The 20921-nt window shown below is 74.1% G+C and carries 21 protein-coding genes and 1 pseudogene; 7 read left to right on the forward strand and 15 right to left on the reverse strand.

Annotation, left to right across the window (positions count from 1 at the left end; all coding sequences use genetic code 11):
* Positions 1 to 98: 98 nt before the first annotated feature.
* Entirely contained in the window at positions 99 to 563 is a 465-nt protein-coding gene (locus ACQP10_RS30105) for a GNAT family N-acetyltransferase (protein WP_346019438.1), read from the forward strand.
* A gap of 52 nt (positions 564 to 615) precedes the next feature.
* Here ACQP10_RS30105 and ACQP10_RS30110 read toward each other — a convergent pair whose 3' ends face one another.
* From ACQP10_RS30110 to ACQP10_RS30135, 6 genes are all read right to left on the reverse strand, one after another.
* On the reverse strand, positions 616 to 1731 hold the full coding sequence (locus tag ACQP10_RS30110; RefSeq protein ID WP_433540135.1) for an alkaline phosphatase family protein: 1116 nt from the start codon (positions 1729 to 1731) through the stop codon (positions 616 to 618).
* 132 nt (positions 1732 to 1863) lie between these two features.
* Positions 1864 to 2010: a hypothetical protein gene (locus ACQP10_RS30115; protein ID WP_189247281.1), complete on the reverse strand. Its 147-nt coding sequence runs from the start codon at positions 2008 to 2010 to the stop codon at positions 1864 to 1866.
* 309 nt (positions 2011 to 2319) lie between these two features.
* The gene (locus tag ACQP10_RS30120) at positions 2320 to 3534 is read right to left on the reverse strand and encodes an MFS transporter (protein ID WP_399500123.1); all 1215 of its coding nucleotides are present in this window, start codon (positions 3532 to 3534) and stop codon (positions 2320 to 2322) included.
* Entirely contained in the window at positions 3515 to 4792 is a 1278-nt protein-coding gene (locus tag ACQP10_RS30125; protein WP_433540136.1) for a DUF4910 domain-containing protein, read from the reverse strand. The genes ACQP10_RS30120 and ACQP10_RS30125 overlap by 20 nt, the downstream gene beginning before the upstream one ends.
* Positions 4793 to 5473: 681 nt before the next feature.
* Positions 5474 to 7261 (reverse strand): aminotransferase class I/II-fold pyridoxal phosphate-dependent enzyme, encoded by a 1788-nt coding sequence (locus ACQP10_RS30130; RefSeq protein ID WP_433540137.1) that lies wholly within the window; start codon positions 7259 to 7261, stop codon positions 5474 to 5476.
* Positions 7262 to 7319: 58 nt separating this feature from the next.
* On the reverse strand, positions 7320 to 8528 hold the full coding sequence (locus ACQP10_RS30135) for a hypothetical protein (protein ID WP_179824353.1): 1209 nt from the start codon (positions 8526 to 8528) through the stop codon (positions 7320 to 7322).
* A gap of 115 nt (positions 8529 to 8643) precedes the next feature.
* On the opposite strand from ACQP10_RS30135, the gene ACQP10_RS30140 reads away from it, so the two are divergent.
* Positions 8644 to 9651 carry a GNAT family N-acetyltransferase gene (locus ACQP10_RS30140; RefSeq protein WP_346019433.1) on the forward strand — a complete coding sequence of 336 codons (1008 nt, stop codon included), beginning with the start codon at positions 8644 to 8646 and terminating at the stop codon, positions 9649 to 9651.
* Positions 9648 to 10787 (forward strand): hypothetical protein, encoded by a 1140-nt coding sequence (locus ACQP10_RS30145; protein ID WP_389999976.1) that lies wholly within the window; start codon positions 9648 to 9650, stop codon positions 10785 to 10787. Before ACQP10_RS30140 ends, ACQP10_RS30145 begins: the two co-directional genes overlap by 4 nt.
* Positions 10788 to 10853: 66 nt before the next feature.
* On the opposite strand, the gene ACQP10_RS30150 is transcribed toward ACQP10_RS30145, so the two are convergent.
* From ACQP10_RS30150 to ACQP10_RS30165, 4 genes and pseudogenes are all read right to left on the reverse strand, one after another.
* Positions 10854 to 11717: a nucleoside-diphosphate kinase gene (locus ACQP10_RS30150; RefSeq protein WP_346019431.1), complete on the reverse strand. Its 864-nt coding sequence runs from the start codon at positions 11715 to 11717 to the stop codon at positions 10854 to 10856.
* Positions 11718 to 12347: 630 nt separating this feature from the next.
* Positions 12348 to 13040, reverse strand: a complete 693-nt coding sequence (locus ACQP10_RS30155) for a M16 family metallopeptidase (RefSeq protein WP_433540138.1) — start codon at positions 13038 to 13040, stop codon at positions 12348 to 12350.
* Between the two features lie 65 nt (positions 13041 to 13105).
* A pseudogene (locus tag ACQP10_RS30160) lies at positions 13106 to 13573 on the reverse strand (M16 family metallopeptidase); the annotation flags it as partial.
* On the reverse strand, positions 13570 to 14787 hold the full coding sequence (locus ACQP10_RS30165; protein WP_433540139.1) for a hypothetical protein: 1218 nt from the start codon (positions 14785 to 14787) through the stop codon (positions 13570 to 13572). The pseudogene ACQP10_RS30160 and the gene ACQP10_RS30165, both read right to left, overlap by 4 nt.
* A 346-nt stretch (positions 14788 to 15133) precedes the next feature.
* Here ACQP10_RS30165 and ACQP10_RS30170 point away from each other — a divergent pair, with 346 nt between their 5' ends.
* Genes ACQP10_RS30170 through ACQP10_RS30180 form a run of 3 tightly spaced genes read left to right on the forward strand, consistent with a single transcriptional unit; the run spans position 15134 to position 16976 of the window.
* Positions 15134 to 15583 (forward strand): hypothetical protein, encoded by a 450-nt coding sequence (locus ACQP10_RS30170; RefSeq protein ID WP_179824359.1) that lies wholly within the window; start codon positions 15134 to 15136, stop codon positions 15581 to 15583.
* 10 nt (positions 15584 to 15593) lie between these two features.
* On the forward strand, positions 15594 to 16190 hold the full coding sequence (locus ACQP10_RS30175; protein WP_179824361.1) for a cell wall protein: 597 nt from the start codon (positions 15594 to 15596) through the stop codon (positions 16188 to 16190).
* A 9-nt stretch (positions 16191 to 16199) separates the two neighbouring features.
* Entirely contained in the window at positions 16200 to 16976 is a 777-nt protein-coding gene (locus ACQP10_RS30180; protein ID WP_433540140.1) for a MauE/DoxX family redox-associated membrane protein, read from the forward strand.
* 149 nt (positions 16977 to 17125) lie between these two features.
* Here ACQP10_RS30180 and ACQP10_RS30185 read toward each other — a convergent pair whose 3' ends face one another.
* The 3 genes from ACQP10_RS30185 to ACQP10_RS30195 are packed head-to-tail and all read right to left on the reverse strand — an operon-like array spanning position 17126 to position 18767.
* Positions 17126 to 18115, reverse strand: coding sequence for an NAD(P)-dependent alcohol dehydrogenase (locus ACQP10_RS30185; RefSeq protein WP_399500129.1), 990 nt, complete (start codon positions 18113 to 18115; stop codon positions 17126 to 17128).
* Positions 18112 to 18345, reverse strand: coding sequence for a helix-turn-helix transcriptional regulator (locus ACQP10_RS30190; RefSeq protein WP_346019426.1), 234 nt, complete (start codon positions 18343 to 18345; stop codon positions 18112 to 18114). Before ACQP10_RS30190 ends, ACQP10_RS30185 begins: the two co-directional genes overlap by 4 nt.
* Entirely contained in the window at positions 18339 to 18767 is a 429-nt protein-coding gene (locus ACQP10_RS30195; protein WP_389999962.1) for a hypothetical protein, read from the reverse strand. The genes ACQP10_RS30190 and ACQP10_RS30195 overlap by 7 nt, the downstream gene beginning before the upstream one ends.
* Positions 18768 to 18922: 155 nt before the next feature.
* Here ACQP10_RS30195 and ACQP10_RS30200 point away from each other — a divergent pair, with 155 nt between their 5' ends.
* A complete protein-coding gene (locus ACQP10_RS30200; protein WP_389999959.1) occupies positions 18923 to 19228 on the forward strand; it encodes a GNAT family N-acetyltransferase in 306 nt (101 codons plus the stop codon).
* A 39-nt stretch (positions 19229 to 19267) separates the two neighbouring features.
* Here ACQP10_RS30200 and ACQP10_RS30205 read toward each other — a convergent pair whose 3' ends face one another.
* Entirely contained in the window at positions 19268 to 19687 is a 420-nt protein-coding gene (locus tag ACQP10_RS30205; protein ID WP_433540141.1) for a hypothetical protein, read from the reverse strand.
* Entirely contained in the window at positions 19657 to 20916 is a 1260-nt protein-coding gene (locus ACQP10_RS30210) for a protein kinase domain-containing protein (RefSeq protein WP_433540142.1), read from the reverse strand. Before ACQP10_RS30210 ends, ACQP10_RS30205 begins: the two co-directional genes overlap by 31 nt.
* Positions 20917 to 20921 lie beyond the last annotated feature (5 nt).

Below are 20921 nucleotides of genomic sequence, written 5' to 3' on the forward strand. Positions count from 1 at the left end.
GGTCTCGCCGCCTCCCGCTCCGCCGGACCCTTCCGGCGGGGCGGGCCACCGGGGATATCCGGTGGCCCGCCGCCGCGCGGGTGTGCCACCGTGTGCGGATGCGACAGACCGTGGGCCCGCGCCGGGCCCTGCCCGAGGACGCCGAGCGGATCGCCGAGGTCTTCCTGGCCGCCCGCGCCGGGATGACCTACCTGCCGGACCTGCACACCGACGAGGAGACCCGGCACTGGATCGCCCACGTCATGGTCCCGGGCAACGAGGTCTGGGTGGACGGGCCAGACGGCGACGTCGCGGCCTTCGCCGCGCTCGGCGACGGGTGGCTGGACCACCTGTACGTCGCGCCGGAGGCCCAGGGCCGGGGCATCGGCGCCGCGCTGCTCGCGCTGGCCAAGGAACGGCGGCCGGACGGGCTCGACCTGCACGTGTTCCAGGAGAACACCGGCGCCCGCCGCTTCTACGAGCGGCACGGCTTCACGCTGGTGGAGCTGGGCGACGGCGGCGGCAACGAGGAGAACCTCCCCGACGCCCGCTACCGCTGGCGGCCCGCCGACCGGAACGCCTGACCCCTCACGCCCGACCCCTCACGCCGCCGGATCGCCGAGCCGGGAGCACGGCTCAGGCCGGTGGCCAGAGGGCCAATGGCACGAGCATCTCATCCTCGGTCAGCGCCCCGTGCTCGAAACGCGGGCCGCGCACCGGGAGGGGGAAGCGGGGCGAGGCCGCGACGGCCACCACCTCCCCGAGCCGCTCCCGGACGGCCGGGGTCAGCTCCAGCAGGCCCAGGCCGGGCAGCTCCCCGGCGGCCAGCACGAGCGCGTGCTCGCCGAGCGCGGCGGCGAGCCGTTCCGCCGCCTCACCGGCCCGTCCCGGGCGCGGGTGGAGCCAGCGCACCCGTCCCGCGCCCCCGCCCGGCAGCGCGCACAGCTCCGGGGCGTCCACCTCGGCCCACGCGGCCTCCAGGGCCGGATCGGGGATGACGGGCACCTGTCCGTGGTCGGAGTGCGCGATCACGTGCCAGCCCCGCGCGGCCCAGGACAGCGCGTGACGCTCCAGCCCGGCGACGGCGCGCATGGCGAGGGGGTCGTAGCCGTGCCGGTGGAAGTGGTCGTCCAGGTTGACGTAGATCCACAGCAGCAGCCGCCGGCCGTCCGCGGCGTGCTCCGCGAACGCGGCCTCGGCGTCGCGGGCCACGGCCGCCACCAGGCTCTCCGGATCGAGCGCCTGGGCCGTGAGTTCTCGCCGCCGCGCCGCCGGGACGCCGCCGGCGTCCCGGAACGCCGGGAACCGGGCGGCTCCCCGGAGCAGGGCCGCCGACCAGGGGCTCGTGAGCGTGTCGATCTCGCGCCCCACGGCGACGGCGACGGTCCCGGGAAGCGCGGCCGCGCGCTCGAACACGGTCGTCCGCGCCACGATGAGATCACCGCCCGGCGGACCGCCGTCCGCCCAGTCCGGTACGGCTCGCGCGAGGGTCTCACCGGTGATCACGTTCACCAGGGAGCCGTCGGCGGGTGAGCGGCAGGCGGCTCCGATCGCCAGGTGCCCGGCGACGGGAAGGCCGGTGATCGAGGTCATCCAGGCGGTCGCCGAGGTGCTGGGGAACGTCGAGGTGAGGCGGGCGAGATCGGCCGCGGGCCAGGCCGCGCGGGCCGCCCGCCACGACAGGCCGTCCACCGCGAGGACGACGACGCCGCGCTCGGCCCGGTCCAGCGCCGCCAGGATCCGGTCCGGCACCGCGCGCAACGAATCCCGGGGGTGGGGTGTGACGCCGACCCCCGGGACGCCGGCGTGTCCGCCCGTCAGGTCCGCGTCATCCGGCAAGGCCGGACGGGTTTCTCGCGACGGACGTCCCGGGTATTCCGATCATCAGTAGTTCGGCACGCAGTCCGTGCACGTCGTGCGGAATTTCATCACCTGTACGGCCTGGCGCTCGGAGAGCATTGTCTCCACCAGTTCAGGCGTGAGCATAACCGGGGTTTCGGTCGTCGTTTGCTGCAGGATCTCGGGCATCACGCGGGACCTCCTGACGGGGATTTGACGATTTCCCCTGAGATTATGTGAATGAACGTAAAATGGGGCGACTTACCTGTCAACGGGGAAATCGCACAGTCCGCCGTTCATTTACCGACGGGCTCGCGCCGTGTGCCGGCACGTCCCGTCAACGGGCCCGGCCGCGTATCGGCGCGCCGCTCGCCGGACCGGTGGAACCCCCCGGAAGCCCCGCCGGACCCCGACGCCCCGGAAGCCGCCCCGTCCCGGCCCCCGCGCCCGGCGACGCCCGGGACGGGCCCTGTGCCCGGCGACGCCCGGGACGGCCCCGGGTCACCCGGCCTCCCCCGCGGCCACCGGGGACCCGCGGCGCGACAGCAGCACGTACGCCGCCACCGCCGCGAACGCCACCGCGCTGAAGGCGTAGATGAGCCGGAACTCCACGAACCGGATGATGAACGCCCCCACCGCCATCGACGCCACGAACGGCAGGTCGATCAGCGCGTCCATCGCGGTCAGCGCCCGGCCCTGCAGCCCGGCCTCGGTGCGGCGCTGCACGAGCGTGGTGGTCGCGACCATGAACACCGGGATGGAGAAACCGACGAAGACGCCGCTCACGCAGACGCTCACCACGCTCGTCGGGATCACCAGCAGCAGGCCGAACGCGCTGGAGGCGAAGCCGACGGCCGCCGTGCGCTGCTCGCCGTACCTCCGGATGAGGGTCCCGGTGATCAGGCCGCCGACGATGGCGCCGCCGCCCTCGAACGCGGCGATCACCCCGACGAACGCGGGCGGCCGGTCCAGGCCCTGGTCCACCGCGGCGAACATGGCGGAGTTGATGAGCCCCGCCGCGCCCAGTGCCAGGCCGAGCGCGACGACGCCCGCGCGCAGCTCCGCGTCGCGCAGGATGTGCCGGATGCCGGCGGTGAGATCACGCGTCAGGCCGCCCGGCTCACGCTTGCGCTCGCCGGAGCGCGTCAGGTCGGGTGCGCGCCGCAGCGCCAGGAGCACCAGCACCGACACCAGGAAGGTGCCCGCGTCCAGCACCGCCACCGCGCTCAGGCCCATCGCGGTGAAGAGGGCGGCGCCCAGCAGCGGCCCGATGATCCGCAGCCCCTGGCTGAAGGAGCCGAACAGGCCGTTGGCGTCGCCGAGCAGCTCGGAGGGGAGCATGGAGTGGACCAGCCCGCCCCTGGCCGCGTTGAACACCTGGTTGGAGACGCCGTAGCCGAAGGTGACGACGAAGACGATCCACAGGTCACCCGGGTGCCGTACCAGCAGCAGCGACAGCACCAGCACCGCGGCGACCAGGTCGTTGACGATCATCGTCGCGCGCCGCGGGAACCTGTCCACCAGCAGCCCGGTGAGCGGGGCGATGAAGGACGGCAGCGACAGCAGCACCAGGACGACGCCGGCCATCGAGTCCGACCCGGTCAGGTCCTTGACGAAGATGGCGAGGACGATCAGCAGGGCGCGGTCGCCGAACATGTTGACCGCCTGGCCGAAGAAGAGCAGGACGAACTGTCGGTCACGCAGGAGCCTGCGCATCGGCGCCCCTTTCGGCGGTGGTCGTCTCCTCTGCCCAGCCCGCCTCGACGAGGACGGACAGGAACCCGTCGGCGAAGTCCGTCCCGACGGGCAGTTCGGCGGCGTACTCGGCGTACCGGGCCAGCTCCGCGCGGTCCCGCGTGCCGTCGACGCCGTGTGCCAGCGCCAGCATCAGCGCGTAGGCGCGGGAGCGGTCCGCGGCCAGCCGCCCGTCGATCCAGTCCCGCCCGGCCGGGCTCGCGGCCTCGGCCAGCCCGCGCAGGTTGAAGGGCCCCTCCCAGGTACGGCGCAGCGGCGGCCCCACGGGCTCCGACCGGGTGCCGGGCAGCAGTCCGGCGACGTGCGCGGACAGGCCCTCGACCCACCGGCGCGGCCCCGGGTCGCCCGGCCGGCCGCACAGCCGGTCCACCCCGTCGAGCGCGCCGAGCGCCACCGCCGTACGGTGCCGCAGCAGCCCGCGCGCCCGGTCCGCCGCCCGGTCCGCCGGGGGCGCGCCGGGCCGGGGCAGGCACTCCAGCAGCCGCGCCGCGGCCCAGCGGGTCGCGATCCGCTCCAGCTCCCCCCGGTCCCCCTCACCGGCGGCGGCCAGCACCGCGGCGGTGGCGCAGGCGATCGTCGCGGTGCGCCGCAACTCCTGGAAGTCCACCTTGTCGAGGGTGTCGGCGGAACTGTGGTTGAACCGGTCCGGCCAGTGGCCGAGCGTGACCGTGGGGCAGCCGACCGACCGGTCCACCAGCAGGCTGTGGTCGGAGGCGCCGACGAACGGCGTGGCCCGCCAGGCCCAGGTGTCGCAGGCCACGGCGCCCGAGTAGGAGCGGCCGGCCTGCGGGAGCGCGCCGACCACGTACTCGGCCAGCGCGTTGACGAAGCCGGGCAGGTGGTCGGGGCTGCGCTCGACGATGAGCGGGCCGCCGCACAGCCGCTGGTCCTGACCCGCCATGTCCACGTTCACCGCGGCCACCGGCGGGGCGGGCGCGACGTCGTGCAGGTAGGCGGCCATGCCGGTGAACTCCGGGCCCCACACGAAGCGGACGGCCCGGCGGCCGCGCCGGACGCCCGCCAGGACGGCCGCCGCGCCGAGGAGGGCGGCGACCCCCGAGGCGTTGTCGTTGGCGCTGGGCCGGGGGTGGCACAGGTGCGCCGACAGCAGCACCTCCTCCTCCGCCGCGGGGTCGCCGGGCTCCCGGGGCTCCCCGGGCAGCAGCGCGGTGACCACGGGCATGGGCGCCGCGCCGTGCGTCCGTACCGTGACGCGCACGCGGTCGCGTCCCGCCAGGTCGGCGAGCTGCCCGGGGGTGAGGCTGAAGGCGAGGAGGGGCCGCCCGCGCGCAGCTCGATCCGGCCGGTCCTGCCGGGGCCGGAGACGCGGTCGGTCGCCAGGCCGAGCGCGCCGTACCGGGCGGCGAGGTCCAGCGCCGCGGGCAGCGGCAGGTCCGGGTCGTCGTGTACGGCGATGGCGCCGCGCAGCCGTTCCGGGTCGTCGTGCGCCGTGCCGGCCCCCGCGCGGGCCCCGGCGCCCCGCGCGTGGATTCCAGCGGCACCCCGCGCGTGGTCCCCGGTCCCGCGCCGAGCCGGACGACGGGCGCCTCGACCCCGTCGGGACCGGTGGGCGCCGAGTACGCCGCGAGCGCGAACGGCCGGTCCGGGTAGGCGGCCACGCCGGCCAGCTCGGCGTGGACGGGCGTCCACGAGGAGGGGGCGCGGAAGGTCCACCAGTGCCGGCCGCCGTCGGCGGGGAACTCCAGCAGTCGCACGTCGGAGAGCCCCGCCCGCTCCGCGCGTTCGGCGACGTACGCGGCGGCCGCCATGATCCCGTCGGATGCCTGGTAGCGGTCGAACCGGCACAGCTCGGTGACGTCCCGCTCGGCCGCCCCGACGTCGAAGCGGGCGTGCGCCAGCCCGGCGGTCCCGCCGACGTCCCCCGCCGCGCCGGGCCCCGTCATCCGGCCCTCCCGCCGGCCACCGCCTCGCGCAGCGCCCGCCTGCGCGCGGCCGACAGCGGCACGCTGATCCTCGTCAGCGCGGGGCCGCCGGCGCGGTGGCGCAGCGGCCTGCCGAGAACACCCGGCGGGGCGTCGCCCTCGACCGTCACCCACGGCAGCGCGGGGTGCCCGGGGTCGGCCTCCCGGCCCAGGCCGCGCAGGGCCGCGACGAGCTCCGGCTTGGCCTCCGCGACGGCCGCGCGCAGCGGGCCGAGGACGTCGCCCTGCTCCAGCAGCCCCAGCGCGACCTCCAGCGACAGCGGTGACACGGCCAGCGGCGGGGTCACCGCGCGCAGGGTGTCCGCGGCGCCGGCGGAGGCGACGGCGAACCCGGCGCGCAGGCCGCCGCAGCAGTACCCCTTGGAAACGCTGCGCAGCACGACGAGGCCGTGGGCCCGCGTCGTGAGCGGCACCGCGCTCACCTCCGGGCCCGCGTAGGCCGCGCACGCCTCGTCGATCACCAGCAGGCCGCCGGCCCCGCTCACCGCCTCGGCCAGTTCCAGGACGCGGCCGGGCGGCAGCAGGTCACCGCGCACCCCGGGCCGCTCGACGAGCACCATCGAGGGCCGGAGCCGGGCCACCAGCTCCGGGGCCGCGGCGTCCGCCGGGTCGAACACGTGGAGGGCCGCGCCCCGCCGCGCCGCCCACGCCGGCAGGTCGGGATGGGCGTACGGCGTGCACAGCAGCGCCCTGCCCGGCGCGGCGAGCGCGCTCAGCGCGTTGAGCAGCCCGGTCGTCCCGGCACCGGTCACGACCCGGTCGGCGGGCAGGTCCGCGCCGAAGTGCCGGCCGAGCACCGGCGCCGCGCGGGCGCCGCCGTACGGATCGTCCAGCGCGTAGCGCCGCGCGGTCTCGGCGAGCCCGCCCGGTTCCCCGGCCGCCCGCGCCCAGGCCCGGTCGACGGCCTCGCGCACGTACTCCACCTCGTCGGGCGCCCAGCGCAGGTCCACCTCCCCGGCGGACGGCTCCGAGCGCGCGTGGTCGAGCACCGCGGGCTCGGGGCGCGCGGGCGCCACGGCGACGAACTGGACGTACCGGGTGCCGGGCCGCACCGGGGAGCCGGCGGTGAAGTCCGCGTCGGCGCGCACGATGTCGAAGCCGGTCTCGCGGAGCAGGGCGGCCACCTCGTTCGGCTGGTAGAGCCGCACGTCGTCGCGGAGTACGGTGACCGTTTCGCGGCGGGTGACGCGCAGCTCGCCGCGGCTGCGCCCGCTCACCGGGTCGTAGGAGCGCAGGAAGTCGAAGATCTCCCCCTCGGCCTCGAACCGCGCGGTCGGCTCGTAACGGCTCAGGATGGCCGAGACGTTGGAGTGGTCCAGGATCAGCACGCCCCCGGCCACGAGGCGATCGCGTACCCGGGCCAGCAGCGCGCGCTGCTCGGCGTCGGCGCCCCAGCCGAACGCCTGCACGCAGATCGCCGCGTCCGCCTCGGGGAGGTCGGGGGCGGCCAGCAGGTCGGCGTGGCGGAGCCCGACGCGGACGCCCGCCCGGCCGGCCGCCTCGGCGGCCCGGTCGAGCGCCCACGCGCAGACGTCGACGCCGACCACCTCGAAGCCGTGCCGGGCCAGGGGGACCGCGTGCCGTCCGACGCCGCAGCCCAGGTCGAGCACCCGCCGCCCGGGGGCGTGCTCACGGAGGGTCTCGGCCAGGTAGGCGACCTCGCCCGCCGTACGCTCGGCGGTGTACTCGTGGCGGGCGAAGCTCCAGTAGTCGGCGGTGAAGTAGTCGGCGTACCAGCCCGTCACGCGGACCGGCCCGTCACGCGGACTCCCGGCGCGTGAACCCCCGGCGTGAAGAGGCCCGTCACGCGAACTCCCGGCGCGCGAAGAAGTCGCACACGTCGCACAGGCCGGCCGGGTTGCCCGGGACGCCCTCCTGCATGACGTACACGCCCTCGCACACCCGGCACTTGTCCTCCACCAGCGGGAACATGTACCGCTGCATGTTCCCGAAGGCCTCGAACAGGTAGTAGTCGATGCCCGGCCACAGGTCGTAGAGGTGGTCGGCCATCGCGTAGGCCATCGACCTCTCCTGCGGCCCGGTGGTGAACCGGCCCGGCGTGCCCTGGCGGTTCAGCTCCGGCGCCACGAGCTCCAGGTAGAGGGTGAGCTCCTTCTTGGGGATCCGGTAGAGCGGGAAGATGTAGCGCATCCCGCCGATCTCCCGGACCGGGATGCCGCCCATCCGGTAGCCGCTCGTCATCCAGGTGACCATGCTGGCGACCAGGTCGTCGGCGTTGAACCCGAAGGCGACGGTGCCCGCGCCGATCCGCTGGGCGTGGTCCTCCAGCATGCGGCGGAGCACCTGGTGGCCGACGACCATGGTCAGGTGGCTCGTGTCGCCCGCGACCACGCTGTTCATCGCCTCGACGAACGGCCTGCGCAGCTTGAAGACCCGCTCGATGTCGGTGGCGTCCACGATGACCTGGTCGATGCCGAGCCCCTCGGCCGAGGCGCGGGCCGCGGCGAACGTGGCGGGCTCCTCCCAGTCGGGCAGCCCGGTGATGGTCACGGAGGTCATCGTGAAGGCGGGCAGCCGGTGCCGGGTGCGTTCCAGCAGTTTGAGGAAGGCCACGCTGTCCCGGCCGCCGGACAGCCCGATCACCACGGAGTCGCCCTGCCGCAGCACCTCGCCGCGCAGCACGCTCTGGACGAAGGTCTCCTCCACGTAGCGGACGAACCCCTCGGCGTCGAACTGCTCGACGCGCTGCTCCAGGCGGCCCAGGGTGTCGAACAGGACCGACTTGACGTAGACCGGGTCGGGCGTGCCGTAGACCGTGCGGGCGGGCCTGCGGGTGACGTCGAGGTCGTAGTGGCGCACCTGGCGGACCTCGATGAGGTCGTCCTCCCCGACGATCGTCGTCTGCTCGGGGACGATCTGCCCGTTGCGGGTCGTCAGGACGGCGTTGATCGGGATGCCGTGCGCGGCGAGGACCGCCGTCAACGGCTGGCCGGGGGCGGCCGCGAGATTTTCGGACCCACCGACTTTGTTGTGGAAGACGACGTGAACCACGGCTTTCTCCCTCGCTACGGAGAGCAGTATCCGCTTAGTATTGCGCCATATACGACATTGTCGTCAAGCGTCTTGTCTCCCCCGATCCGCGCCGGTTTCTGAGGCTAGGTGTGCCATGAGTGCGTCCTTAACCGTCGAGATCAGCACGTCCATAGAGACCGTTGACACCGCCGAATGGGATGAGGTTGTATCGAGGTCGGGAGCGCCGGTTTTCTACCGGTCCCGCTATTTGCGCGCCTACGAGCGGTTTCCCCTTATCGCGATCGAGGCGTTTTTCTATTTCGTCGTGCGCGCCGGCGGACGTGCCGTCACGGTGCTTCCGGTCACGCTGCTGCGCGGGCTCGACCCGCTCGGCCAGCTCCGCGTCCGCTACCCGCTGTCGGGAGACGAGACCGGCCTGCTCAGCCACGTGTGGCACTGCTACGACGCCTGGGTGCCCGGGGAGCCGAACCTGGAGGCGGTCACCGGGGCCATGCGGGAGCTGGCCGGCGAGCGGGGGGCGGCCTGGTACGGCTTCGTCAACGTGCCGCGCGGGTCGGCGCTGGGCGACGGCCTGGCCTCCCTGGGCTTCCCGGCCCGGCACATCGAGGACCGGTTCCGCGTCGACCTGCGTCCCTTCGGCGACGTGGCCGACTACGTCGCGAGCGCCAACCCCCGTGGGCGGGCCAACATGCGGCGCAACGGCCGCCGGGCCGGCGACGCCGGGGCGCGGAGCGTGTCCATCCCCCTGGAGGAGGCGGACCTCGCCGAGATCGGCGAGCTGTGCGAGCGCACCGCCGCCCGGCACGGCACCGGGTCCTTCTACCCGCAGGAGGTCTTCGCCGGGTTCCTCACCGAGCTCGGCGACGCCGCGCACGTCATCGAGGTCCGAGAGCGCGGGCGGCTGGTCGGCGCGGCCGTCTGCCTGCGCGACGAGAGCCGCTTCCACGCCTGGGCCTGCGGGGTGGACTACGAGGTCGGCGGCAACTACAGCCCCTACCCGCTGCTCTACCCCCTCTCGGTCGGGCAGGCGCTGCGCGAGGGGCTGACGACCCTGGAGGGCGGCCGGGGCAACCACGTGTTCAAGCTCAGACACGGCCTGACCCCGCTCCCCCTCGACGCCTGCCTGCTCCCCGTCCGATGAGCCCGGCGCGCGTCTTCGAGGCGGTGCCCGGCCGCCCGCCGGAGTGGCCCGCCCTGGCGGCGGACGGGCCGATGTTCGCCACCGAGCGGTGGCTCACGGCGATGCGCGGCCGGGTGCCCGGCGCCGCGTACACCTTCGTGCTGCGCGAGGCGGGCGCGGCCGTGCTCGCCCTCTACGGCACGGTGGTGACCGGCGTGGACCGCCCTGGCCGCGGCGAGGTCTTCGACCTGCCGTACGTCCTGGTCGGCGACCCGGCCGAGCTGCCGCTCAGCGCCGCCGCGCGGGCGGCGCGGGCCGCGGGCCCCCCTCTGCCCGCGCCCCCTCGGGAGGACTGGTTCCCGCACCTGGTGGTGATGCTGCCGGGCTACGAGTGCCATCCGCTCGGGCCGCTGGCCCGCGACCGCGAGGCCCTGGACGCCCTGGTCGGGGCGATCACGGACTGGGCCCGGGAACGCGGGCTGCGCGCCGTCGCCTTCCTCTACCCCCCGCCCGGCACCGCGCCGCTCGGGCGGGTCCTGTCCGCCCGGGGGTTCACCGGGGTCCCCCTGGCGTACTCCTGCGAGCTGCGGCTGCCCGGCGGCGGGTTCGAGGACTACCTGGCGGCCCTGCCCCGCAAGCGGCGCGGCGAGGCCCGCCGCGAGCTGCGCCTGCTCCGTGAGGCGGGGGTGGAGGTGCGCGCGGAACGGGTGTCGGAGCCCGGCACGGACGTCGTGGAGCTCAAGTGCGGCCACTCGGCGAAGTACAACGGCCGCCCGCCGGACCGGGCGAAGACGGCCGGGCGGCTCCGGGACCTGTGCGCGGGCGGGGCGCTGCTGCTGCGCGCCGAGCGCGCCGGGGACCTGCTCGGCTACGGCCTGTTCGTCGAGCACGCGGGCGTCTGGTACTGCGTGAGCACCGGCATGGACTACTCCTCCGCCGCGGCCCGGCACACCTACTTCGCGACGGTCTTCTACGAGCCCGCGCGGCTCGCCTACCCGGCGGGTGTACGGCGTCTGCACTACGGCCAGGGGAGCTGGCGGGCGAAGACGGCGCGGGGGTGCGAGGCGGTGGAGCTGCCGGGGTGGGTGCTGCCGCTGGATCCGGCGCTGGAGCCCGCCGTGACGTGGAGCGCCCGCACGACGGCCCTGTCCCCGTGAGTGCCCGCGAGTCCCTGTGAGTCCTCGGGTCTCCCCGTACGGCGGGCCGGCCGTACGGGGTGGGAGTCAGTCCCGCCGCAGCGGGGGGAAGATCATGGAGGTCTGCAGCACCACGTTCTCCCACCGGTCGAGGGTGAGGCCGTACACCGCCATCCGCGCCGCCGCCCGTTTGAGGTCGATCTTCGGGTGGTCCGGCAGGAACTCGCAGGAGAGCAGCTCGGCCAGCGGGTGCGCGGCCCCGCCCGGCAGCAGCGCGGCCAGCTCGGCCCCCGCCCCCTGGCGGGTCAGTCCGGCCAGGCCGGGCGCCAGCTTGCGCCCCTCAGGGGTCAGCTCGTTCCAGACCGCGGCGACCAGCTTGGCGCGCAGCCCGGTGAGCACGTCGTCGTACTCCCTGGTCTCCCTGGGGATGCCCGCCTCCAGCAGCGCCACCAGGTCGCGCAGCTCCGCGGGGCCGCCGTCGAGCGGCCTGCCGAGTCCGGGGCCGAAGAACACCTCGGCCTCGTGCCGGGAGTCCTCGGGGCTGTCGGAGCTGTGCACGATGTCGAGCATGACGTTGATGCCGCGCAGGTCGCGGCGGATGGTGCCGGGCGCGGCCTCGGCGGGGTCGCTCGCGCCCTTGAGCGCGCGCAGCCGGGTGTGGCTCGTGCCGGGCGCGGCGTCCGCGCGCCTGTCCTCTACCAGCAGGGCGAGGGTGGGTCCGAGGTCGAACACCAGGTCGACCTGCCGGTAGAAGTAGGCCTTCCAGACGGAAGTGATGTTGCGTTCCTGAAAGGCGTCCTGGTTGGGGGGCCGGTGCCATAGAACGTCGTACCGGACCGGCGAGAATCCGTTCTCCTCCAGAATGTCGAGGACGGGTCCGCACAGGTGACGTTCGAGCGCGTCGGGCGGTAGGAGGAACAGGACGGTCCTGTGCCACTCGATCGCGGTCACCGATCACTCCCCGTTCGTTCGCCTCGGTTCTCCGGCCGGTCATGGTTCCCGGCCGGTTTCGGCTCGCGGCCGGCATCGGTTCTCCCCGATCCCAGCCGCCGGCTGACACCGGTCCTCGCCGGCCTCAGCCCCTGATCCGGTTTCGTTCTCCGGCCCGGGTCAGCCCTTGGCCTGCTTCACGATGCGCGGCCTGCGAGCCGTCACGCGGTTACGGTCCATCGGTCACCCCTTCCTGGGTTTCGCCGTCCTGGGGCGGCGGAGCAACTGGTGCCTGCGGTCCATCGGTCACCCCTTCTTGGGCTTCGCCGTCCTGGGGCGGCGGAGCAGATGGTGTCTGCGGTCCATGGTCACCTCTTCCTCGGCTTGGAGGTCCTGGGCCGGCGGAGCAGATTGCACCCGCGGTCCATGGTCAGCTCTTCCTCGACGCGACGGCCCTGGGCCGGCGGAGCAGTTTGCGCCTGCGGTCCATGGTCACTTCCCCTTCGGTTTGACGGTCTTGGGACGGCGAAGGAGTTTCGCTTTCCGGTCCATACCGATCCTCCCTTTCGGCCATGGATCACCGCCGAACAGGACAGGAAATGTCCCGCTGGGCCGATCCCTAATAAATGAGTTTTTAGGGATAAATCAGCATTAGTCAATACCGGCGATGGCGATGACGAGGGGGTCCACCGCCGCCCGCAGCGCGGCGAGCACGTCGTCCGAGGTCACCGCGCGGATCGCGGCGACCTGCGTGTCGAGCGTCCACTGCGGGTCACCGCCGAGCAGCCCGTACCGCCCGTACAGCAGCGCCTCCTCCAGCGACTCCTCGGCCTCCAGCCGGAACAGGCCGGCCGTACGGCGGGCCGCCAGCGCCACCTCCTCCCCGGTCCAGCCGAGCCCGGCGCGCTCCTCCAGCAGGGCCACGGCCGTCTCCACCACCTCGCCGACGTTCTCGGGGGCCGTGGAGACGAAGGCCCGCCACACCCCCGCGTCGCGGTAGGCGTTGGCGAACCCCCACATCTCGTACGACAGGCCGCGCCGGTTCCTGATCTCCTCGGTGAGCAGCGCCGAACTGGCGTCCGCGACCAGGTCCATGAGGACCTGCCAGGCGGGCAGCAGCCGGTCGCCGTACGGCACCGCGGGCCCGCCGAGGACCACGCCCGCCGAGTCGCTGTTGAGCGCGAGCGTCCGCCGCCCGCCGCCGCCGAAGCGCGGCCGTTCCGGCACGGGGAGCGGGCCCGCGGGCGGCAGCGCGCCGAGCGGCCCGGTCTCCAGCGCCCGCAGCAGCGCATCGGGGTCGGCTCCCCGCAGATCACCGCGGCCACCGTCCCGGCGCGCGCCCACCGGGCGTGGTGGGCGCGCAGCGCCTCCAGCCCCAGCCGGCCGACGCTCCCGGCCGTCCCGCCGACGGGGCGGCCCAGGGCGCCGCCGGGGAAGGCCGCGTCGAAGAACAGGTCGTGGACCACGTCGGCGGGGTCGGACGCGGCCAGGCGCAGCTCCTCCTGGACCACCCTGCGCTCGGCCTCCAGCACCTCGGCGGTGATGACCGGCTCGGCCAGCGCGCGCGACAGCACGTCCAGCGCGGCGAGCGTCTCGGAGGTGGGCACGCGGGCGTACAGCACGAGGTGGTCCCGGCTGGTGACCGCGTTGGCCTCGCCGCCGAGCGCCTCCAGCAGGTCCACCGGGCGGCCCCCGCCGGGCAGCGGGGCCTGCATCAGGATGTGCTCCAGCAGGTGGGTGCCGCCCGACAGGTCCTCGTCCTCGTATCTGGACCCGGTCAGCGTCCACAGCGTGACGGTCGTCACGCCGGCCCCGGGCCGGTGCAGGATCCAGGCGGGCACTCCGCCCGCGAGCTCGGCGCGGATCGGCTCCGTCATCCCCGGTCCTCCTCGCGCATGCCGCCCGTCGCCTTCTCTCCCTGCGGCTCCTCGCGCATGCCGCCCGCGGCCTTCGCCCCCGCCAGCAGTTCCTCGTCTATCTCGTCGCCGTGGACCAGGACGAACCCGCCCACCGGTGTGTGCGCCCACAGCGCCCCGTCGCGCTCGATCAGCGTGAGCCCCTCCGCCCGGTGGTCGTCGCCCTCGACGGGCAGCGCGAAGAGCGGCAGCCCCGCGTCGAGCGCGGCGCGCGGGCTCATCCTGCGCGACACGGCGTCCCAGGCCCGCCTGCCGAGCATGCCCGCGGAGCCGTTCATCATGCCGTTCTGCAGCGCGGTCACCGCCAGGCCGAACGGCCGCCGCAGCCCGCTCGCCGCGGTCGCCCGCCGCCACATGCGGCTGGCCCGGACCAGGGCCCGCTCGTCCCCCGGCAGGCGGGGGACGGTGAACGGGCTCTCCTCCAGCAGGGCCGCCAGCTCCGCGTACTCGGGCCACAGCGCCAGCTCGTGGACCGCGAGCGCGCAGGACGCGAGCAGCCGCCGCGGGGCCCCGGTCAGCAGCACGGCGGCGTCGACGAGGTCGCGGGCCCGGTACGGCTGCTCGAACCGCTCGAAGAGCAGCGCGACCAGGTTCTTGACCACGGGGTCGGCGCACAGGGCGGGCAGCGCCGTACGGACCGGCACCCCGATCCGGTCGCCGACCAGCGGCGTGGTGCTCAGCTCGATGCCGTACGGCAGCGCGTACGGATCCTCCGGGAGCCTGCGGAGGCTGAGCAGGAACTGCAGGTCCCCGCCGGCCAGCATGAAGGTCGCCGTGTGCATCGACCAGCCGTCCGCGAGCAGCAGGCCCGCGGCCTCCCAGAGCCGGTCCCGCTGAGGGAACCAGTAGTCCAGGTCGTTCATGTAGCGCACCAGCGCGTCCGGGTAGCGGTCGGCGACCTCCAGGCCCTTGAGCGGCACCGCCTCCGGCCACGCCCGGCCGAGACCCGCCTGCAGCCCACGGTAGAAGTCCGTCCGGGCCCGCTGCTGCCGCAGTTCGTGCGAGAGGGCGGGCCCGAGGTCGCGCCCCTCCCGTTCCCAGGCGCTCAGCAGCGTCGCCACCAGGGACGGCTGCTCGCGGCGGGCGACGTGGAGGATCTCGCCGGGCGTCTCCTCCTGCTGCCCCGTGACCAGGGTCAGCACTTCCTCCAGGTCACCGGACGTCAGCTCGATCACCGCGTTCCGCCTTCCACGCGCGCCGGCCGGGATAGTGGATCTTCTGCCGACTGTGACAGATGGGATTACCCCCGACAAGAGGCGACCGGCCGTTCATGACGTTCACCGCGTTCACGGCGTTCACGGCGTTCACGGCGGAGCGCACCCGGGGCCTCCCGGGGCCGAAGCGCCCGCAGGTCGGGGATTGACGAAATTTAGTTACATGCTTTTCATGTGAAAAGTCAGGAAATTTCGTGCTACTGCGCCGCCTGATCGGGCCCCCGACGCCCCGACGTCACCCCCCACCTGATCGGGCCCCTCGGCACCCATCTCACCCCCCACCTCCCATCCCCCCAGGAGGACGCGCATGACGCGCAGCCAGCCCACCGACCCGCCCATCGACCTCCTCGCGGCCGTACAGGGAGAGGTCTCCTGGTTCTGCTGCGGCACGGCCTGGGGGCCGTGCAGCAGCACCGGCAAAGGCGCCTGCGGCACCTGCAACTCGGGAAGCCTGCAACACGCCTGGCCCAACACCTCCGACGCCTGCTGGTCGATCACCCGGCCGGACAGCTGCGGGGTGTCGCTGAGCCGGAGGACCTGCGGCTTCCAGCACCGGATCACCTCGCTGTGCGGCGGCGGCAGCGTCGTCACCTCCATCGCCGACTGCGGCCCGCAGACGGACCTGTTCTGCGGCGAGCGGAGCTGCTGCGGCTCGACCTGCGCGAGCAACCGCCTGATCGACCTGACCCCGGCCGCCTACAGCCGGATCGCCAGCCTGTCCACCGGCCTGCGGCCGTGCGAGATCTCGACCCCCTAGGAGGCCGACGATGACCAGCAGAAGGCAACTGCTCAAGTCCGCCCTCCTCGGGGGCGGGGCCGGTGTCGTCGCCGCGACCGCGCTGGGATCGCTCGGGCCGGAGGCGGCCTTCGGCGCCGCCGCTCCCGATGTCGCGCCCGGCGCGCCCGACCCCGACTTCGCCGAGGGCCGCATCCGTTCCGTCAAGGAGAACACCCTCCTCGTCCTGGGGTCGAACATGGTGTTCCACCGCATCAGGATCGTGGACGGCACGAGCCTGTGGAAGCTGGGCCCCACCACCTTCGACCAGGCGAAACCCGGTGACGGCCTCTACGCCCGCGGGGTCCGCATGCCGGACGGCGTGCTGGCGGCCGAGGCGGTGTGGCTCAACATCGTCAACATCAAGGGACACGTCCGGAACATCACCGCCGAGCGGATCCACCTCGACCACAAGGGTCAGCAGGTCCTCTGCCATCGCGTGCCGGGCAAATCCGTCGCCATCTACTCCGACGCGCCGCCCTCCGGTGACCTGTCGCTGCTGCGCGTGGGCCAGCACGTGCAGGTCATGGGCGCCTGGCGGCCCGACACCAACGAGGTCGACATCGCCACCGTCTTCTCCGCCCACTAGGAGCGACAGATGCAAGGGATCGCCGCGCTGCAGCCGTACGTGATCAGCCTCTTCCTCCTCTGGGCCGCCCTGCTGAAACTGCTCGACCGGCGGATGCGGGCGCAGGCCGGGCAGACCGCGCTGGCCAGGCTGGTCGGCCCGGCGCGGGCGGTTCCCGCGCTCCGGCTCGTCGGGGTGCTGGAGCTCGCGGTGGCGGCGGCGCTGCTGCTGCCGCCCCCGTCTCCTGCGGAGGGTGTGGCCGCCGCCGCGCTCTCCGCGGGGTTCCTCGGCTATCTCGCCTACGCGCACCGGGTGGCGCCCACCTCGTCGTGCGGCTGCCTGGGCGCGCACTCACGCCCCGTCGACCGGCGCGGCTTCGTCCGGGCCGGGCTCCTGCTCGCCATGAGCCTCGTGGCGATCGGGGCGGAGCCGTACCCGATGGACCCGTCGCTCGTGGCGCTGGGCCTGGCGGAGGCCGTCGCCCTGCTGGGGCTCTCGGCGGAGCTGGACCGCCACTGGCTCACCCCCCTGCGCCGGCTGCGTGTACGGCTGCGCAGACCGCTCGCCCCGCCCTCCCCCGGTGAGATCCCGCTGGAGGTCACGCTGCGCCTGCTGTACCTCAGCCCCGCCTACTGCTCGGCGTCCGCCCTGCTCACCTCGGACGTCCAGGACACCTGGGACGAGGACGGCCTGCGGTTCGTGGTCTACGGGGCCGGTCAGCGGACGGCGGTGTTCGCCGCCCCGCTCACCGGCGGCGACCCGTCGGCCGTCCGCGTCGCCCTCACCGAGGTCCCCGCCCTCACCTGACCACCCGTCGAACCCGTCAGGACACCGCACGAACGACCGCCCCTCGTCCGGTACGGCACCGCACACCCGCCGGGCGAGGGGTGACACGGATGTCGCGGGGCGGGAGTCCGAGCCGGCTCCCGTCGCCGCGAGTCCGGGGACCTTCCGCCTCAGGCCGTTCCGGGCACGGTGACGACGACCTTGCCGCCCGGGTGTCCCCCGGTGAGGTGGCGGATCGCGTCGGGCACGGCGGAGAGGGGATAGACACGGTCGATCACCGGGGTGACGGCGCCGGACTCGACGAGCCGGGTCAGTTCCTCCAGGTGCTCGGCGCGCTCTCTCGACATGAGCGGGCGAAGCCGCTGTCCCGTGAACATCGACAGCAGCGGCGCCCGGAACGTGCGTCCCATGCCCCCGGTGAAGCGGTACGCGGTGTGCCCGCCGCCGACGACGACCAGCGTCCCCCGCGGCGTCAGGACGCGACGCAGCAGGGACAGCGGCCGGTTTCCGGCGGTGTCGATGACGACGTCGTAACGTCGCCCGTCCCGGTCGATCTCCCCGTGGGCGTAGTCGATGACGTCGTCGGCCCCGAGCGACCGGACGAGCCCGGCCTTCGCCGCTCCGCACACGCCGGTGACGCTCGCGCCGTCGGCCTTGGCGATCTGCACGGCGAACGACCCCACGCCTCCCGACGCACCGATCACCAGCACCCGCTGCCCCGGCCGTACGCCGCCGCGGTCCCGTACGGCCTGCAGCGCCGTCATGCCGGAGACCGGCACCGCTGCTGCCTGCTCGAACGTGAGATCGGCCGGCTTCGGCGCGAGCCTGCTCTGCCGGGCGCTCGCGTACTCGGCGTACGAACCGCTCTCGCAGGTGCCGTACACCTCCTGACCCGGCTGGAACCGGGTCACGCGGGCGCCGACGGCCGCCACCACCCCGGCCACGTCACGGCCCCGGACCGCGACCTTGGGCCGGCGCAGCCCGAAGCCCGCGGCGCGCATGAGGTACGGCCGGCCGGTCATGAGGACCCACACGCCGGGGTCCACCGCGGCGGCGCGGACCTCGACGAGCACCTCCTCGTCACCGATCCCGGGGCGGTCGACGTCGCCCAGGCGGAGCACATCCGCCGGGCCGTACGCGTCCTGGACGATGGCTTTCATGGCGTTCCCTCCGGGGGGTCTGGGTACTGGAACACGTCGTCGAGCGGAGCGCCGAACACCCGGGCGATCCGGAAGGCCATCTCCAGGGAGGGCGAGTACCGGCCCTGCTCGATGGCGATGACCGTCTGCCTGGTCACACCGATGCGTTCGGCCAGCTCGGCCTGGGTCATCTCGTCGTGGGCGAACCGCAGCGCGCGGATGCGGTTGGTCACGCGTGTCGGCTTCACCATTCGGGAAGACTCCTGCGATAGGCGACGATCCTGGTGATGCCGCCGAGGACCGCCGACAGCGCGAAGCAGAGGTAGACCGCGTTCGCGATCCAGAAGCGGTCCCATCCGGCCATGGCCATGAGCATCGCCGCGAGCGCGCCGATCACCACGAACGCCTGACCGGTGTGCTCGCCGAGCCGGTCGATCTCCCTGTCGCGGACGTCGACGACGCGCGAGGCCCTCGGGTTGACGATCGCCATCCCGATCTCGGCCACGACCGAGACGGCGATGGCCCCGCCGACCGACCACAGCAGGGCGGCGGTGTACGGCACGTCGGGTAACGGCCCTCCGTCCGCCCGTCTGAGGACGGCGACGACGTACGCCGCGTAGGCGAGCACGGCGACGACCAGCCTGATCCAGGCGCGCTTCTCCACGTGAGTCATGATCGACACCTTCCGATGTACAGAATCTTTGACACCTCGAAGGTAACCCATCTTTGACCTCGTGTACAGAATTTTTTACACCGCAGCCACCTGCTTGGCATGGTCACGCTTCGAGCACGCGACTCCCCGGTCGCCCGGGAGGTCACGACGTCCGCGTGGCCGGCGTCGAGCATCAGAGCAAGGGCTACGGGACCGAGGCCCGGGCCGGCCTGCTCGCCCTGCCCTTCGGCCACCTCGACGCGCGTGCCGCGCGTACCGAGGTGTTCCAGGACGACCACGCCTCCCAGGGCGTTTCCCGCAAGCTCGGCTACGAATACGACGGGATCTCGGTCGACGCCCGCGGCGACGAGGCCGTCGTGTCCGATCGCCTACGGCTCACCAGGCAGAAGCGGACCCGGCAGAACCGGCAGCCGGCGAGGGTCGACGGGATGGCGGCCCGCCGCCCCATGTTCGGCCTCTGACGCCATCGCCCATGTTCCGCTCGCGGAAGCCCGACCGGTTCACGTCGCGCCGGACAGGCGGGTGAACTCCTCGCGCACGGCGCGGCCGAGGCCGCCGAGGAGCCGGTCGGTACGGCCGTCCGAGGTCGCCGACAGCAGTCCCGCGACGACGGCGGGCGGCATGTGGGCGAGCACCCGGCAGGCACGCCGTACCGTCATCGCCTCCACCAGGCGGACCGCGACGGGGACGACGCCGAGCGCGCCGAGGACGGCGGCCGTGACGCGGTCGTCCGTGTACGCCAGAACGCTCGCGCTCAGGCCGGTGGGCATCGCGCCCACCAGCCTGGCCGCCCGCTGCGGGATCATGTGGTCGATCAGCCGCGCGGCGCGCGGCGGCGGCAGCAGCGCCAGCGCCTCGGCCGCCGGGCCCGGCGTCTTCGCCGCGTCGTTCAGGAGCCGTCCGGCGGCGTTCGGCTCCATCGAGCCCAGCAGGGTGGCGGCCTCCCGGCCGGACCGGCCGAGCAGCGGGTTCCCGCCGTCGCCGGCCTCCCCCGCCGTGCCGCGTCCCCGGCCCGGTCCGGGCCGTGCGCCCCGGGCCCGCGTCCCGCCACCCGGACGTGCTCCGGCCCGTGGTCGTCGGGTCCGCGCCGCGCCTTCTGGCCCGGCCCGTGCGCGCCCTGTCCGCCTCGCGCCTCCCGGTTCGGGGGACGCGGGTCGCGTCCGCCTCGTGCCTCCCGATCCGGTCCGTGCGCGTCCTGTCCGCCTCGCGCCTCCCGATCCGGTCCCTGCGCGCCGGGTCCGCGCCGCGCCTCCCGGTTCGGGGAACGCGGGTCCTGCCCGCCTCGCGCCTTCCGGTCCCGCCCCGGACCGGTGCGCCGTTCCTCCTCGCGTCCACGGGCCCGCGACCCGGCCGTGAGGATCGCGTCCAGCCGGCGTCCCAGCTCGGCCGCTCCCGTCCGCCCGGCGGGGTCGGCGACGAGCAGGCCGATGATCGCGTCGGCGAGCGGGCCCGGCCGCCGGAAGCTCGGGGGACGCCCGGAGGTGACCGCCCGCACCGTCTCGATCGGGCCGTCACGGAGAAACGGCGAATAGCCCTCCAGCGCGCAGAACAGCGTCACCCCCAGCGACCACAGGTCCGACGCCGGTCCCACCGGCTGTCCCTCGATCCGTTCCGGCGCCATGAACTCGACGGTTCCGATCAGGGTGTTGGCCGAGGTGAGACCGCGCTCCCCGGAGATCCGCGCGATGCCGAAGTCGACCAGGAAGACCCGGTCTTCGGAGTCGACGATGATGTTGGCCGGTTTGACGTCCCGGTGCAGCACCTGCGCGTCGTGCACGGCGGTCAGCCCGGCCAGCACGTCGCGCCCCACCCGGGCGATCTCCCGTTCGGAGAGGGTCTGCCGCTCGATCCGGCGTTCCAGCGAGGTGCCCTCGATGTACGACATGACGATCCAGGGCGACTCGTCGTCCATGATGGCGTCGTAGACGTGGACGACGGCCGGATGCCGGATCCGCGCGGCGGCGCGCGCCTCGCGCAGCGCCCGCTTCCGCCGCACGGTCATGTCCTCGCCGTACGGCGCCAGCACGACCTCCTTTAGCGCGACGGACCGCTGCAGCGTCCGGTCCCAGGCGAGCCACACCGTGCCCATGCCGCCCCTGGCCAGCCGGGACCTCAGTTCGTACCTGCCTCCGATGACCCGTGCCGTCACCCGGG

Source organism: Streptosporangium sandarakinum, from assembly GCF_050942225.1.
In the GTDB taxonomy this organism is placed as follows: domain Bacteria; phylum Actinomycetota; class Actinomycetes; order Streptosporangiales; family Streptosporangiaceae; genus Streptosporangium; species Streptosporangium nondiastaticum.